General features: G+C 64.5%; 13 protein-coding genes and 1 pseudogene. 12 read left to right on the forward strand and 2 right to left on the reverse strand.

Features of this window, described 5'->3' with window-relative positions; translation table 11 throughout:
• Positions 1–2 precede the first annotated feature (2 nt).
• Positions 3–1,379, reverse strand: a complete 1,377-nt coding sequence (locus CAG11_RS12970; protein WP_022641037.1) for a glutamine synthetase family protein — start codon at positions 1,377–1,379, stop codon at positions 3–5.
• Between the two features lie 266 nt (positions 1,380–1,645).
• On the opposite strand from CAG11_RS12970, the gene CAG11_RS12975 reads away from it, so the two are divergent.
• The 9 genes from CAG11_RS12975 to CAG11_RS13015 all read left to right on the forward strand — a co-directional run bounded on the left by CAG11_RS12975 (position 1,646) and on the right by CAG11_RS13015 (position 11,951).
• Positions 1,646–2,401, forward strand: coding sequence for a gamma-glutamyl-gamma-aminobutyrate hydrolase family protein (locus tag CAG11_RS12975; protein ID WP_053136438.1), 756 nt, complete (start codon positions 1,646–1,648; stop codon positions 2,399–2,401).
• Positions 2,402–2,627: 226 nt separating this feature from the next.
• Positions 2,628–3,770 (forward strand): polyamine ABC transporter ATP-binding protein, encoded by a 1,143-nt coding sequence (gene potA, locus CAG11_RS12980; protein WP_053136440.1) that lies wholly within the window; start codon positions 2,628–2,630, stop codon positions 3,768–3,770.
• 41 nt (positions 3,771–3,811) lie between these two features.
• Entirely contained in the window at positions 3,812–4,693 is an 882-nt protein-coding gene (locus CAG11_RS12985; RefSeq protein ID WP_177409115.1) for an ABC transporter permease subunit, read from the forward strand.
• Positions 4,690–5,586, forward strand: coding sequence for an ABC transporter permease subunit (locus tag CAG11_RS12990; protein ID WP_085596653.1), 897 nt, complete (start codon positions 4,690–4,692; stop codon positions 5,584–5,586). The genes CAG11_RS12985 and CAG11_RS12990 overlap by 4 nt, the downstream gene beginning before the upstream one ends.
• Before the next feature lie 60 nt (positions 5,587–5,646).
• Entirely contained in the window at positions 5,647–6,759 is a 1,113-nt protein-coding gene (locus CAG11_RS12995) for a polyamine ABC transporter substrate-binding protein (protein WP_022641041.1), read from the forward strand.
• A gap of 385 nt (positions 6,760–7,144) precedes the next feature.
• A complete protein-coding gene (locus tag CAG11_RS13000; protein ID WP_085596654.1) occupies positions 7,145–7,669 on the forward strand; it encodes a DUF2867 domain-containing protein in 525 nt (174 codons plus the stop codon).
• Between the two features lie 207 nt (positions 7,670–7,876).
• Positions 7,877–8,317 carry a CBS domain-containing protein gene (locus CAG11_RS13005; RefSeq protein WP_022641043.1) on the forward strand — a complete coding sequence of 147 codons (441 nt, stop codon included), beginning with the start codon at positions 7,877–7,879 and terminating at the stop codon, positions 8,315–8,317.
• 418 nt (positions 8,318–8,735) lie between these two features.
• Complete coding sequence (locus CAG11_RS13010) at positions 8,736–10,967, forward strand: LTA synthase family protein (protein ID WP_085596655.1); 2,232 nt, start codon at positions 8,736–8,738, stop codon at positions 10,965–10,967.
• 144 nt (positions 10,968–11,111) lie between these two features.
• Positions 11,112–11,951, forward strand: coding sequence for an NAD-dependent protein deacetylase (locus CAG11_RS13015; RefSeq protein WP_085596656.1), 840 nt, complete (start codon positions 11,112–11,114; stop codon positions 11,949–11,951).
• A gap of 1 nt (position 11,952) precedes the next feature.
• Here CAG11_RS13015 and CAG11_RS13020 read toward each other — a convergent pair whose 3' ends face one another.
• A complete protein-coding gene (locus tag CAG11_RS13020; protein WP_085596657.1) occupies positions 11,953–12,852 on the reverse strand; it encodes a LysR family transcriptional regulator in 900 nt (299 codons plus the stop codon).
• Positions 12,853–13,075: 223 nt separating this feature from the next.
• Here CAG11_RS13020 and CAG11_RS13025 point away from each other — a divergent pair, with 223 nt between their 5' ends.
• From CAG11_RS13025 to CAG11_RS13035, 3 genes and pseudogenes are all read left to right on the forward strand, one after another.
• Entirely contained in the window at positions 13,076–13,774 is a 699-nt protein-coding gene (locus tag CAG11_RS13025) for a CoA transferase subunit A (protein ID WP_085596668.1), read from the forward strand.
• Between the two features lie 36 nt (positions 13,775–13,810).
• A complete protein-coding gene (locus CAG11_RS13030; protein WP_031320552.1) occupies positions 13,811–14,470 on the forward strand; it encodes a CoA transferase subunit B in 660 nt (219 codons plus the stop codon).
• Positions 14,471–14,480: 10 nt separating this feature from the next.
• A pseudogene (locus CAG11_RS13035) lies at positions 14,481–14,627 on the forward strand (acetyl-CoA C-acetyltransferase); the annotation flags it as partial.

Here is a 14,627-nt window from a genome sequence, read left to right on the forward strand (position 1 = left end):
CGTCAGACCGTGTGCAGGTACCAGTTGTATTCCAGGTCTGAGATGGAGTTCTCGAACTCCGCCAGCTCGCTTTCCTTGCAAGCCACGAACACGTCGATGTACATCGGGTCGATGTACCTGGCCATCACCTCGCTGTCGTCCAGCACGCGCAGGGCGTCGCGCAGGTTGCTCGGCAAGCTCGGCTCGCTCTGCTCGTAGGCGTTGCCCTCCATGGCTGGGCCGGGTTCGATCTGGTTGGTCAGGCCGTGGTGGATGCCCGACAGCACCGAGGCCATCAGCAGGTAGGGGTTGGCGTCGGCACCGGCCACCCGGTGTTCGATACGCACCGCGTCCGGCGAACCGGTGGGCACGCGCACGGCCACGGTGCGGTTGTCGATGCCCCAGGTCGGCGAGTTCGGCACGTAGAACTGGGCGCCGAAACGGCGGTAGGAGTTGACGTTGGGGCACAGGAAGGCCATCTGCTCCGGCAGGGTATCCAGTACGCCGCCGATGGCATGGCGCAGGGCCGCATTGGTCTCGGGGTCTTCACTGGCGAAGATGTTGTTGCCCTGCTTGTCGAGGATCGAGATGTGCACGTGCAGGCCGTTGCCCGCCTGGCCCGGGTAAGGCTTGGCCATGAAGGTGGTGTCCATCTCATGGTCGTAGGCGATGTTCTTCACCAGGCGCTTGAGCAGCACCGCGTAGTCGCAGGCCTTGATCGGGTCGGACACATGGTGCAGGTTGACTTCGAACTGCGCCGGGGCGCTTTCCTTGACGATGGCGTCGGCGGGGATGCCCTGCTCTTTCGCGCCTTCGAGGATGTCCTGCAGGCAGTCGACGTATTCGTCCAGATCGTCGATCAGGTAGACCTGGGTCGATTGCGGGCGCTTGCCGGAGATCGGCGAACGCGGCGATTGCGGCCGGCCGTTCACGTTGTCCTGGTCGATCAGGTAGAACTCCAGCTCGAAGGCGGCGCAGATGGTCAGGCCCAGCTCGTCGAACTTGCTCACCACCTGGCGCAGCACTTCGCGGGGGTCGGCGAAGAACGGCTGGCCCTCGATCTCGTGCATGGTCATCAGCAACTGCGCGGTGGGGCGCTTCTGCCAGGGCTCGACGCTCAGGGTGCCGGGGATCGGGTAGCAGATGCGGTCGGCGTCGCCGATGTCCAGGCCCAGGCCGGTGCTTTCCACCGTGGAGCCGTTGATATCCAGGGCAAACAGCGAGGCCGGCAGGTTGATGCCCTTCTCATAGACCTTGTGCAGGGCGGTACGCTCGATGCGCTTGCCGCGCACCACACCGTTCATGTCCGCAATCAGCAGATCGACGTAGAGAACCTCGGGATGTTTTTTCAGGAAGGCGTTGGCTTCATTGAGCTGAATGGCACGCGGGGGGACCGACATGATGCACCTATCGTGTTAATTATTATGTTCACTGCGGTGACGCATCAGCAGTCAATCCGAAAGAAAAACCGAAGTCAATAGCCCCGCAGGGCGCCGATTCGTTAATTATTTTGCCCCATAAAAACCAAATAAGCCTCAGCACCTGCGCCACTCAAGGCTTTCAGATGAAATGCGTTTAGAATTTTTTACATGGAAGTTGTTAATTAAAATCAACGAGGATAAGCTCTGGAAAAACTCGTTCCAGCGTGAATTTCGAGGTGATAAAAATGGCATTCAAGCCATTGATCGGCGTTACTGCGTGCGTCAAAGAGATCGGTCTGCATCCCTACCACGTCAGCGGCGACAAGTACTTGCGTGCGGTCAGCGTCGCGGCCGAAGGCCTGCCCCTGGTCATTCCTTCCCTGGCGGACCTGGTCGATATCCAGGATCTGCTGCACAACCTGGACGGGCTGTTGTTCACCGGCTCGCCATCCAATGTCGAACCCTTCCACTATCAGGGCCCGCCCAGCGAACCGGGTACCGCCCATGATCCGCAACGCGATGCCACCACCCTGCCCCTGCTGCGTGCGGCCGTCGCCGCCGGCGTGCCGGTGCTCGGTATCTGCCGCGGCTTCCAGGAAATGAACGTGGCCTTCGGTGGCAGCCTGCACCAGAAGGTCCACGAGCTGCCGGGCTTTCTCGATCACCGCGAAGCCGACGATCCGCGTATCGAGGTGCAGTACGCCCCCGCGCACCCGGTGGCGATCCAGCCCGGCGGGGTCTTCGCGGCCATGGGCCTGGATGGCGAGATCCAGGTCAACTCGATCCACAGCCAAGGCATCGATCGCCTGGCTCCGGGTCTGCGGGTCGAGGCCGTGGCGCCGGACGGCCTGATCGAGGCGGTATCGGTGGAACACAGCAAGGCCTTCGCCTTCGGCGTGCAGTGGCACCCGGAATGGCAGGTGCTGTCGAACCCGGCCTACCTGCGGATCTTCCAGGCCTTCGGCGACGCCTGCCGGCAACGAGCCGCACAGCGCCGCTAAGCCCTGCGCGTCGCGCATTTGCACCTGTAACAACACGCCCTGCCCCATGGCGCGTGCCCTCGTGCGCGCCCCACATTCGGCGTGAGCGGCAAACGGCAAGACCACAACAACAAATAGCGTCAGGCCGCCAGGGAGGCGGCGCCGAATCAGCCCGCCCCCGGGCTGGCAATCAACCTTTAGGCCGGGCCGAATTGGCCGGGCCGCTGATATCTGTTGGGAGTTTCACATGGCAAACGCCTCCAGCACTTACCGGAAGGCCCTCGAAGGCCACCCGAGCCCGCAGAAGGTTCTGGTGAAGATCGACCGCGTGACCAAGAAGTTCGATGAAACCGTGGCCGTGGACGATGTGTCCCTGGAGATCCACCAAGGCGAGATCTTCGCCCTGCTGGGCGGTTCCGGCTCCGGCAAGTCTACCCTGCTGCGCATGCTCGCCGGGTTCGAGCGGCCCACCGAGGGACGCATCTTGCTGGATGGCGTGGACATCACCGACATGCCGCCCTACGAGCGGCCGATCAACATGATGTTCCAGTCCTATGCCTTGTTCCCCCACATGACCGTGGCCCAGAACATCGCCTTCGGCCTCAAGCAGGACCGTTTGCCGGCAGACGAGATCGACGCCCGGGTCGGCGAGATGCTCAAGCTGGTGCACATGACCCAGTACGCCAAGCGCAAGCCGCACCAGCTCTCCGGTGGCCAGCGCCAGCGCGTGGCCCTGGCCCGCTCCCTGGCCAAGCGGCCGAAGCTGCTGTTGCTCGACGAGCCCATGGGCGCCCTGGACAAGAAGCTGCGCTCGCAGATGCAACTGGAGCTGGTGGAGATCATCGAGCGCGTAGGCGTGACCTGCGTGATGGTGACCCACGACCAGGAAGAAGCCATGACCATGGCCCAGCGCATCGCCATCATGCACCTGGGCTGGATCGCCCAGACCGGCAGCCCGGTGGACATCTACGAGGCCCCGGTGAGCCGCCTGGTGTGCGAGTTCATCGGCAACGTCAACGCCTTCGAAGGCACCGTCACCGAAGACCTGGAAGGCTACGCCATCATCGACTGCCCGGACCTGGCGCAGCAGATCTACGTCGGCCATGGGGTCAGCACCTCGGTCCAGGACAAGTCGGTGACCTACGCCATCCGCCCGGAGAAGATGCTGGTCACCACCCTCAAGCCGGAGTCGCGCTACAACTGGTCCCGGGGCAAGGTCCACGACATCGCCTACCTGGGCGGCCACTCGGTGTTCTACGTCGAGCTGCCCGGCGGCAAGATCGTCCAGTCGTTCATGGCCAACGCCGAACGCCGCGGCGCCCGGCCGACCTGGGATGACGAAGTCTACGTCTGGTGGGAAGACGACAGCGGCGTGGTACTGCGCGCATGAGGACCTCGACCATGACCCTGGACCGCAAACTGCTGCGCATGTTGCCCTCTGGCCGCAAGCTGGTGATCGGCATTCCCTTCCTCTGGCTGTTCCTGTTCTTCATGCTGCCGTTCTTCCTGGTGATGAAGATCAGCTTCTCCGAAGCAGCCCTGGCGATCCCGCCCTACACCGAGATCTATGCCTACGCCGAACAGAAATTCCAGCTGCTGCTGAACCTGGGCAACTACGCCATGCTCGCCAGCGACGAGCTGTACCTCTCGGCCTACCTGGGCTCGCTGAAGGTGGCGCTGATCAGCACCCTGCTGTGCCTGGCCGTGGGGTTCCCCATGGCCTACGCCATCTCCCGGGCCAGCAAGGAAACCCAGAACGTGCTGGTGCTGCTGATCATGATGCCGACCTGGACCGCGATCCTGATCCGCGTCTATGCCTGGATGGGCATCCTGAGCAACAACGGCCTGCTCAACAGCTTCCTGCTGTGGACCGGGCTGATCAGCCAGCCGCTGGAGATCCTCAACACCAACCTCGCGGTGTACATCGGCGTGGTCTACGCCTACCTGCCGTTCATGGTGCTGCCGCTGTACGCCAACCTGGTCAAGCATGACCAGAGCCTGCTGGAAGCCGCCGCCGACCTGGGTTCGAGCAACTTCAACAGCTTCTGGAAGATCACCGTGCCCCTGGCCAAGAACGGCATCATCGCCGGCTGCATGCTGGTGTTCATCCCGGTGGTGGGCGAATTCGTGATCCCGGAACTGCTGGGTGGCCCGGAAACCCTGATGATCGGCCGCGTGCTGTGGCAGGAGTTCTTCAACAACCGTGACTGGCCGGTGGCCTCGGCCCTGGCGGTGGTGATGCTGGCGATCCTGATCGTGCCGATCCTGCTGTTCAACCGCAGCCAGGCCAAAGAGATGGAGGGACGGGCATGAAACGCTTTGAATTTTCCAAACTGATGCTGGTGCTCGGCTTGTCGTTCATCTACCTGCCGATGCTGATCCTGGTGATCTATTCGTTCAACGCCTCCAAGCTGGTGACGGTGTGGGGCGGCTGGTCGGTGAAATGGTACGTGGGCCTGCTGGACAACCAGCAACTGATGGGCTCGGTACTGCGCTCCCTGGAAATCGCCTGCTACACCGCCGTGGCGGCGGTGGCCCTGGGCACCCTGGCGGCCTTCGTGCTGACCCGGGTCACCCGCTTCAAGGGCCGCACCCTGTTCGGCGGCCTGGTCACCGCGCCGCTGGTGATGCCCGAGGTGATCACCGGCCTGTCGCTGTTGCTGCTGTTCGTGGCCATGGCGCAATTGATCGGCTGGCCCATGGAGCGTGGGATCGCCACCATCTGGATCGCCCACACGACATTCTGCGCAGCCTACGTAGCCGTGGTAGTCTCCGCGCGCCTGCGTGAACTGGACCTGTCCATCGAAGAAGCGGCCATGGACTTGGGAGCGCGGCCCTTCAAGGTGTTCTTCCTGATTACCATCCCGATGATCGCGCCCTCCCTGGCGGCGGGCGGCATGATGTCCTTCGCCCTGTCGCTGGACGACCTGGTGCTGGCCAGCTTCGTGTCCGGCCCGGGCTCCACCACCTTGCCGATGGAAGTCTTCTCGGCGGTGCGCCTGGGGGTCAAGCCGGAGATCAACGCGGTGGCCAGCCTGATTTTGCTGGCGGTATCGCTGGTGACCTTCCTGGTCTGGTACTTCGGCCGACGCGCCGAGGAAGCCCGCAAGCGGGCGATCCAGGAGGCCATGGAGTTCACGGCCAACGAAGCGTGGAACCCCACACCCGCCAGGCCCCAGGCCAAGCGGCAGCCGGCAACGGCTTGAACCCTTGCGTGACAAGGCCGCCCCGGCGGCCGTTTTGAGAATAAGAATGGAGTTGTCGTGATGAAAATGCCTGGCAGGATATGGTCCGCCAAACTGCTGCTGACACTGTCCCTGACCGGCGCCCTGGTCGCCGGCGCCCAAGCTGGCGACAAAGTGCTGCGCGTCTATAACTGGTCGGACTACATCGCCCCGGACACCCTGAAGAAGTTCGAGGCCGAGACCGGCATCCACGTGACCTACGACGTCTTCGACAGCAACGAGACCCTGGAAGCGCGACTGCTGACCGGCAAGTCGGGCTACGACATCGTGGTGCCGTCCAACAGCTTCCTGGCCAAGCAGATCAAGGCCGGGGTCTACCAGGAACTGGACAAGTCCAAGCTGCCCAACTGGCAGAACCTCAACCCGGTGCTGCTCAAGAACGCTTCCGCCAGCGACCCGGGCAATGCCCATGCCTTCCCCTACATGTGGGGTTCGATCGGCATCGGCTACAACCCGGACAAGGTCAAGGCGGCCCTGGGCAGCGACGCACCGGTCAACTCCTGGGACCTGCTGTTCAAGCCCGAGAACGCCGAGAAGCTCAAGGCCTGCGGCATCAGCTTCCTCGACTCGCCCACCGAGATGCTCCCGGCCGCCCTGCACTACCTGGGCTACCCGGCGGCCAGCAAGGACAAGGCGCAGATCCTCGAGGCCGAGGCGCTGTTCATGAAGATCCGCCCGTCGGTGACCTACTTCCATTCCTCCAAGTACATCTCGGACCTGGCCAACGGCAACATCTGCGTGGCCGTGGGTTACTCCGGCGACGTGCTGCAGGCCCGCTCGCGCGCCGAAGAAGCGGGCAACAAGGAGAAAGTCGCGTTCAGCATTCCCAAGGAAGGCGCCGGCAGTTTCTACGACATGATGGCCATCCCCAAGGACGCCACCAACGTCGACAACGCCTACCTGTTCATGAACTTCCTGATGCGCGCGGACATCATCGCCGAGGTCACCAACAGCCTGGGCTACAGCAACGCCAATGCCGCCGCCACACCGCTGGTGGACGAGGCGATCCGCAACGATCCGGCCTCCTACCCGCCCCAGGACGTGCTGGCCACCCTGTATGCGGTGCCCGACCAGCCGATCCCGATCCAGCGCGTGATGAACCGCGGCTGGACCCGGATCAAGCTGGGCAAGTGATGTTCCGGCGCCCGTGCTCCCGCCGGCGCCCTCCCTCTTCCGTTCACGTCGCGCCTTACCACCGCGACACTCCTGCGAACGGCTTCACCCGGCTCCCTCGGTTGGGGTGAATCCTTGGCGCCTGCGGGCGCCTTTTTTCATGCTGCCTGCCACCTTCTGCGCATAGCCACTGCCCAGGTCTTGCTGGGCGTTGCGGCCATTGACGCGTGCAGTGGAGGCCTCGAGGTCGCTTCGTGTAGCCGCTGCCGCAGGCTGCGTACGGGCGCACAGCGGCCGCCGAGGCTCGACCTTGTCGCAACCTCGCAGGCTCGGCAGCGGCCATAGCACAATGGTATTTTTGCCGCGCGCCACCAAGCGCCGTCATGACCTACAGGGAATCGTATCGATGCATACCGCCGTCCAGCCTTGCCCAGTGCCCAGCCCATCCAGCATCGCCAACCTGGCCGTCGGGGCAAGCTTCATCGATTGCCGTCAGGTGCTGGCCGACGACCCCGAGCGCAGCGCCATGCGCCACCTGCTGGGCCTGATGAGCCGGACGCCGGCCTGGATCGACCGGATGATGGCCCTGCGTAATCGCGTGGTGCAGCTGGTCGGCCTCAAGGACCTGGGCCGCCTGACCCGCATCGACCTGGCACGAGCCGATGAGGACTACCAGCCAGGCCAGCGGGTCGGCATCTTCACCCTGGTGTCGCAGACGCCCGACGAGGTGCTAGTGGTGGACCGCGACAAGCACCTGGACGTGTACCTGTCCCTGAATCGCCTGGCCCTGAACGACGACGGGCAACGCCCGGTGGTGCTGTCCACCGTGGTGCACCCGCACAACCTGCTGGGGCGCCTGTACATGCTGCCGGTGGCGCCCTTTCACCGGATCATCGCGCCCATGACCCTGGCCAATATCAACCGCTGCTGAACCGCTGCGCCCAGGATTGGAGCGCCCGATGCCAAGGCCAGGCGGGACTTTTCCTGGCAAGGCAGCAGAAAAATCCTGCCGATTGACGTTTTTCGCCGTCTATCTGCCGCTTTCAGCCTTGCCGGCCGGCCCAGTCTCTACGATTCTGTAGAAACCCACCTTGGGGCGGCCGGCGCCGCCCCCTGCAGAACAACCGGAGCGCCCCCAATGAAGAGCGTCGCAGAACTGCTGAAACTCAAGGCCAAGCACCATCAGCAAGTGCACACCATCGCCCCGCAGCAGATGGTGCTGGAAGCCCTGATGCTGATGGCCGAGAAAAACGTCGGCGCCTTGCCGGTCCTGGAAAACGGCGCAGTGGTCGGGGTCATCAGCGAACGCGACTATGCGCGCAAGCTGGTGCTGCACGGGCGCTCCTCGGTAGGCACGCCGGTGAGCGCGATCATGAGCTCGCCGGTGATCACCGTGGACTCGCACCAGAATGTCGAGACCTGCATGAGCATCATGACCGACAACCACCTGCGCCACCTGCCCGTGGTGGAGAACGGCCAGTTGCTGGGCCTGCTGTCCATCGGCGACCTGGTCAAGGAAGCGATCGCCGAACAGGCCGACCTGATCCGCCAGCTGGAGCAGTACATCCGCGGCGAATGATGCTTTCCAGGGGCCGGACCTTCGGCTCCTCCCACCACCCCGAGGACCAGCGCAGGCCTTGGCCACTCCTGCCAATCACGGACAACGCCATGGGCAGCGGGGATATCTGCCTGCCCGGAACTCGCCAAGCCCGGGCCCAGGCATACGACGCAGATTGCCTGGCACGGGTGATGCTCCTGCCTCGCTGGCCGGCAGCGCCGCCACTGGCCACGCGTTTTTTAACAACCTGCAATAGTAAATCCAGCCTGCACACCCGGCCCCTATGCATCCTGCGAGCCCCTGTTCCAGGGCCCGGCAGCTCCCTGGTGGCGCACTGGGGCGTTCAGCAACAACCCCTGGATCAGCATCGCGCCGGCAATTTATGGCAGGACTTGCCGTCGGGTCTTGTTACCATTGCGCACATTTGCGTGAAGCTTTGATGACAGGCAGGTTATCTGTGAATTTTATCCGTCGTTGCCTACAACACCCCCTTGCCCCCCTGTGCACCCTGTTCGGCCTTCTGCTGCTGATCCCCATGGGCGCGCGCCTGGCCCTGGGCTGGTCGAACCCGCTGGGCTACCTTTCCGACCTGGCCAGCGCCAGCCTGCTCACCGTGCTGCTGTACCGCCGACGCTGGTGGCTGGCCTTGTCGGTGCTGGTGATCTGGGCCCTGCTGACCCTGGTCAGCGCCGAGCTGGTCAGCGCCGTGGGCCGCATGCCCAACGTCGCCGACCTGCACTACCTGGTGGACCCGCAATTCGTCGAGAACTCCACTGGCGGCGGCCAGGCCCACCCCGAACTGGGCCTGGCGCTGTTGCTGGGCCTGGTGCTGTGGCTGGTGGTGCAGCGCAGCAGTCGCGGGGTATCGCTGCCGGCGCTGCCTCGCCACGCCTGGAGCCTGCCGGCGGTGCTGCTGCTGGCCCACGGTGGCATCCAGTACCTCAAGCCCAGCGAGGCTGACCAATGGCAGTTGTTCAACCTGCCGCACCAGGCCCTGGCCACTGCCGTGGGCCAGGCGCAGATCCGCGTCGAAGACTGGCTCGATGGTGACGCCCCAGACGCGCCAGTGCAGATGGCCGGCCTGACCAACCTGGATCTTGCGGGCCAGCCGCTGCTGCCCAGCGCCGGCCGGGCGCGCAACGTGCTGCTGATCGCCCTGGAAGGCATTCCCGGCGCCTATATCAAGACCAACCGCGAAGCGCTGCATAGCCGCTACCAGGAAAACCTGATGCCCAAGCTCAGCGCCTGGGCCGAACGCGGGATGAACACCCCCGACTACGTACTGCACAGCCACCAGACCATCCGTGGCCTGTACGCCATGCTCTGCGGCGACTACGACAAGCTGGACAACGGCACGCCCAAGGGCGTGGAGATGCTGACCCAGAACCAGCGCAACAAGGCCTGCCTGCCGGCGCAGATGCACAAGTTCGGCTTCCAGACCCACTACTTGCAGGGTGCCGGCCTGCGCTTCATGGCCAAGGACAAGATCATGCCGCACATCGGCTTCGATTCGACCCATGGCCTGGAATGGTTCAACAACCCCAATTACCTGGAATTTCCCTGGGGCAAGGATGACAAGGCGTTCTTCGAAGGCGCCCTGGGCTACATCGACCAGCTGAAGAAGAACAAGCAGCCGTGGATGCTCACCCTGCTGACCGTCGGCACCCACCAGCCCTATTCGGCCCCCGAGGAGTATCTGGAACGCTATGACACGCCCAAGCAGGCTGCGGTCGGTTACCTGGACGACGCCATCGGCAACTTCCTCGAGGGCCTGGAGCGCAAGGGCGTGCTCAAGGACACCCTGGTGATCATCACGTCCGATGAGTCCCACGGCATCGATGGCGTGCGCCTGGCCTCGTCCTGGGGCTTCAACCTGATGCTGGCCCCGGACCAGCAACTGTTGCCGCACATCAAGTCCGGCACCTATGGCCATGTCGACCTCAGCGCCTCGGTGCTGGACTACTTCGCCCTGCCGGTACCCGCCAGCCTCAGCGGCCGCTCGTTGTTCCGCGACTATGCCGGGGGCCGGGAAATCATGTCCTACACCAACGGCAAGCTGCGCTACCACGATGGCCAGGGCACCTTCACCGAGTGTGATTTCCAGCAGCGCTGCCGCAACTACGCCAGCCCCGGCTTCATCGCCGACAGCGCCAGCTTCCTGGGCCAGTACGGTGGCCAGCGGGCTCGCCTGGTCAGCGCCCGGGCGGCGAACCTGGACCGCAGCCTGCTGCAATCGCCACTGAACCAGCACTACCAGTTCGGCAGCCCGGCGATCATCCCGCTGCAGGCGCAGATCAAGGACGACTGGGCCGACAACCTGATCGGCGCCCAATACCTGGAGATGCCCAAGGGGACCCAGACCCGCGTGCGCTTCACCGTGCGCTCGGCCGATCCGCAGCAGAACGCCTACATCCTGCTCAAGGGCAAGGAACTGGAACAGGACGTGCCCCTGGGCCTGCCGGAAGAAATGCTGGTGACCCCGGACCAGCCCCTGCAGATGGATTTCCGCTTCGACAACCCGCAGACCCGCAAGGCATTCTCCTTCCACCTGCTGGGCTATGGCCTGGGCGCCGTGGAGGTCAGCGACTTCAGCGTGATCACCGAACTGCCGGGCCAGGAAGACAACAACGTGGACATGCCCCTGGAGGACGACAGCGAGCATTCCAGTTGATCCCCGGGCGGGCCTGCCGATGCCCTGCGGCAGGCCCCACGGCAATCCGTAACCTGGCCCGGGTTCCGCCACCTGCTGACGGGCGCTGGCGCAACGCCGGCTTTGCGGCTATTTCTACCAGGCCTGCCTGAACGAGCCCCGAGCATGAACCAACCCGCCGCGCCCTCCCTGGAACGACTCGCCGCCGCCCTGGACACCCAGCCTTTCATGGTCTTGACCGGAGCCGGTATCAGCACCCCTTCGGGCATCCCCGACTACCGCGACAACGAAGGTGTGCGCCGTGGGCGGCAACCGATGATGTACCAGGAATTCCTCAACCAGAGCGAAGCCCGCCGGCGCTACTGGGCCCGGGCCATGCTCGGCTGGCCGCGCATCCGCCAGGCCCGGCCGAACGCCGCGCACCTGGCCCTGGCGCAGTTGCAGGCCAAGGGGCGGATCGCCGGGGTGATCACCCAGAACGTCGACACCCTGCACGACCAGGCTGGCAGCCCCGGGGTCATCGAACTCCACGGCAGCTTGCACTGGGTACTGTGCCTGGACTGCAACCAGCGCAGCGAGCGCGACGCCATCCAGCAACAGTTGGAGGCACAGAACCCGTACCTGGCCGGCGTCGACGCAGTACAGGCGCCCGATGGCGATACCCTGCTGGACCCGGCCTTCGAGGCACGCTTCCAGGTGCCACACTGCCCCCACTGCCAGGGCGCGCGGCTCAAGCCCGACGTGGTGTTCTTCGGCGAGAACGTGGCCCCGCCCACGGCCGCCGAGGCCTGGAGTGCGGTACATGAAGCCGGCGGCCTGCTGGTGGTGGGATCGTCGCTGATGGCCTACTCGGCCTTTCGCCTGTGCCGGGCGGTGGTCGAGCAAGGCAAGCCGCTGCTGGCCATCAATTTCGGCAAGACCCGCGCCGATGCGTTGCTGGACCTCAAGCTGGAGCAGCCCTGCGACCAGGCCCTGCCCTGGCTCGCCGAACGCCTGGGCAGTTGAATCAGGCAGGCAGGCGCTGGCCGAGGCTGGCCTCGCGCAGGATGTCGAACAAGGCCTGGGCCGCGGTGGACAGCTCTTCTCCCGGCTTGGTCAGTACCCCGATGGCCCGCTCCACTACCGGCTCGCCGAGGGTGATGCAGTGCCCACCCAGTTCACGCATCTGCCCGGCACACAAGGCCGGTACCGCGCTCACCCCAAGACCGCTGGCGACCATGCGGCCCACGGTCGCCAACTGGTGGCTCTCGAACTCCACCGGCAACTGCACGCCCTGGGCCCGCAGATGCTCCTCGAGCATGACCCGCACCGTGGAGGGGCGCTGCAGGGTGATGAAGGGCTCCTGCAACAGCGTCTGCCAGTCGATCTCGCTGCGCTGTGCCAGGGGCGACTCCCGGGACACCACGGCGACGAAGCGATCGACATACAGCGGGGTGAACGCCAGCGAAGTGCTGTCCTGGGGTTCGAAGGCCACCCCCAGCTCGACTTCGCGGTCGCGGACCATCTCCAGCACCTGCTCGTTGATCACATCGTTGACCGTGACGTTGACCTGCGGGTAGCGGGCCCGGAACTGCTTGAGGATCGGCGGCAGCAGGTTGCCGGCGAAGGACGGCATGGCCGCCAGGGTCACCCGACCGCGTTGCAGGGTGAAGCGCTGGCGCATTTCGTCCTCGGCGTTGTCCCAGTCGGCGATCAGGCGCCGGGCCAGGGGCAACAGCGCCTCGCCCTCGGGCGTCAGGGCGACGTTGCGCGTATTGCGGGTGAACAAGCGTCCGCCCAGGCCCTCTTCCAGGGCCTTGATGGTCAGGCTCAGCGCCGACTGCGAGAGGTGCAGGCGCTCACAGGCCAGGGCGAAACTCATGCTGTGGGCCACCGCCAGGAAGGCCCTTATCTGTTTGACCGTCATCCATCATCCTCAGGAGGCGCAGCGACAGGCCACAAGCTATAAGCTTGCAGCTTGCAGCTTGCAGCTTGCAGCTTGCAGCTTGCAGCTTGCAGCTTGCAGCTCATTATGCTGTTTTTCAAATCAATCAACCTTAAAAATCAACTTAACAAATCAATCCCATGGCGCAACACTGATCCCACAACGGCTGGCCAGCCGCCAACGAACAAGAAAGAGGATGGTGCATATGGCAGGTTTCGATAAGCGCGTGGCGTCCTACGAGGAAGCCCTGGAAGGTCTGCAAGACGGCATGACCGTGATCGCCGGGGGCTTCGGCCTGTGCGGCATTCCCGAGAACCTGATCGCCGAGATCAAGCGCCGGGGGACCCGCGACCTGACCGTGGTATCCAACAACTGCGGCGTCGACGGCTTCGGCCTGGGCGTGCTGCTCGAAGACCGCCAGATCAGCAAGGTGGTGGCCTCCTATGTCGGCGAGAACGCCCTGTTCGAGCAGCAACTGCTCAGCGGCGAGATCGAGGTGGTACTGACCCCCCAGGGCACCCTGGCGGAAAAAATGCGCGCAGGCGGCGCCGGCATCCCGGCCTTCTTCACCGCCACCGGCGTCGGTACTCCAGTGGCCGAAGGCAAGGAAACCCGCCAGTTCAATGGCCGCACCTACCTGATGGAAGAGTCCATCACCGGTGACTTCGCCATCGTCAAGGGCTGGAAGGCCGACCACTTCGGCAACGTGATCTATCGCCATACCGCACAGAACTTCAACCCCCTGGCGGCCACCGCCGGCAAGATCACCGTGGTCGAGGTGGAAGAAATCGTCGAGCCGGGCGAACTGGACCCGGCGCAGATCCACACCCCGGGCATCTACGTCGACCGGGTCATCTGCGGCACCTTCGAGAAGCGCATCGAACAGCGCACCGTGCGCAAGTGATCGCCCTTCCCCAGCCCGACTAAAAGGACAATAAACATGGCTCTTACCCGCGAACAAATGGCTCAGCGCGTCGCCCGCGAACTGCAGGACGGCTACTACGTGAACCTGGGCATCGGTATCCCGACCCTGGTGGCCAACTACATCCCCGACGGCATGGAAGTCATGCTGCAATCGGAAAACGGCCTCCTGGGCATGGGCGCCTTCCCCACCGAGGACCAGATCGACGCCGACATGATCAACGCCGGCAAGCAGACCGTGACCGCACGCATCGGCGCATCGATCTTCTCCTCCGCCGAATCCTTCGCGATGATCCGCGGCGGCCACATCGACCTCACCGTGCTCGGCGCCTTCGAAGTGGACGTGCAGGGCAACATCGCCTCGTGGATGATCCCCGGCAAGCTGGTCAAGGGCATGGGCGGCGCCATGGACCTGGTGGCCGGTGCCGACAACATCATCGTCACCATGACCCACGCGTCCAAGGACGGCGAGTCCAAGCTGCTCAGCCGCTGCAGCCTGCCGCTGACCGGCGCGCAATGCATCAAGCGCGTGCTCACCGACCTGGCCTACCTCGAAATCGAGGATGGCGCCTTCATCCTCAAGGAGCGCGCCCCCGGGGTCAGCGTCGAGGAAATCGTCAGCAAGACCGCCGGCAAGCTGATCGTGCCGGACCACGTTCCCGAAATGCAGTTCGCCTGAGGAGCCCATCATGCAAGACGTCGTAATCGTTGCCGCTACCCGCACCGCCGTGGGCACCTTCCAGGGCTCGCTGGCGGCCATTCCCGCCGTCGACCTCGGCGCCGCGGTGATCCGCCAACTGCTGGCCCAGACCGGCATCGACCCGGCCCAGGTCGAC

This window comes from Pseudomonas sp. B6(2017) (assembly GCF_002112765.1).
Lineage (GTDB): Bacteria > Pseudomonadota > Gammaproteobacteria > Pseudomonadales > Pseudomonadaceae > Aquipseudomonas > Aquipseudomonas piscis.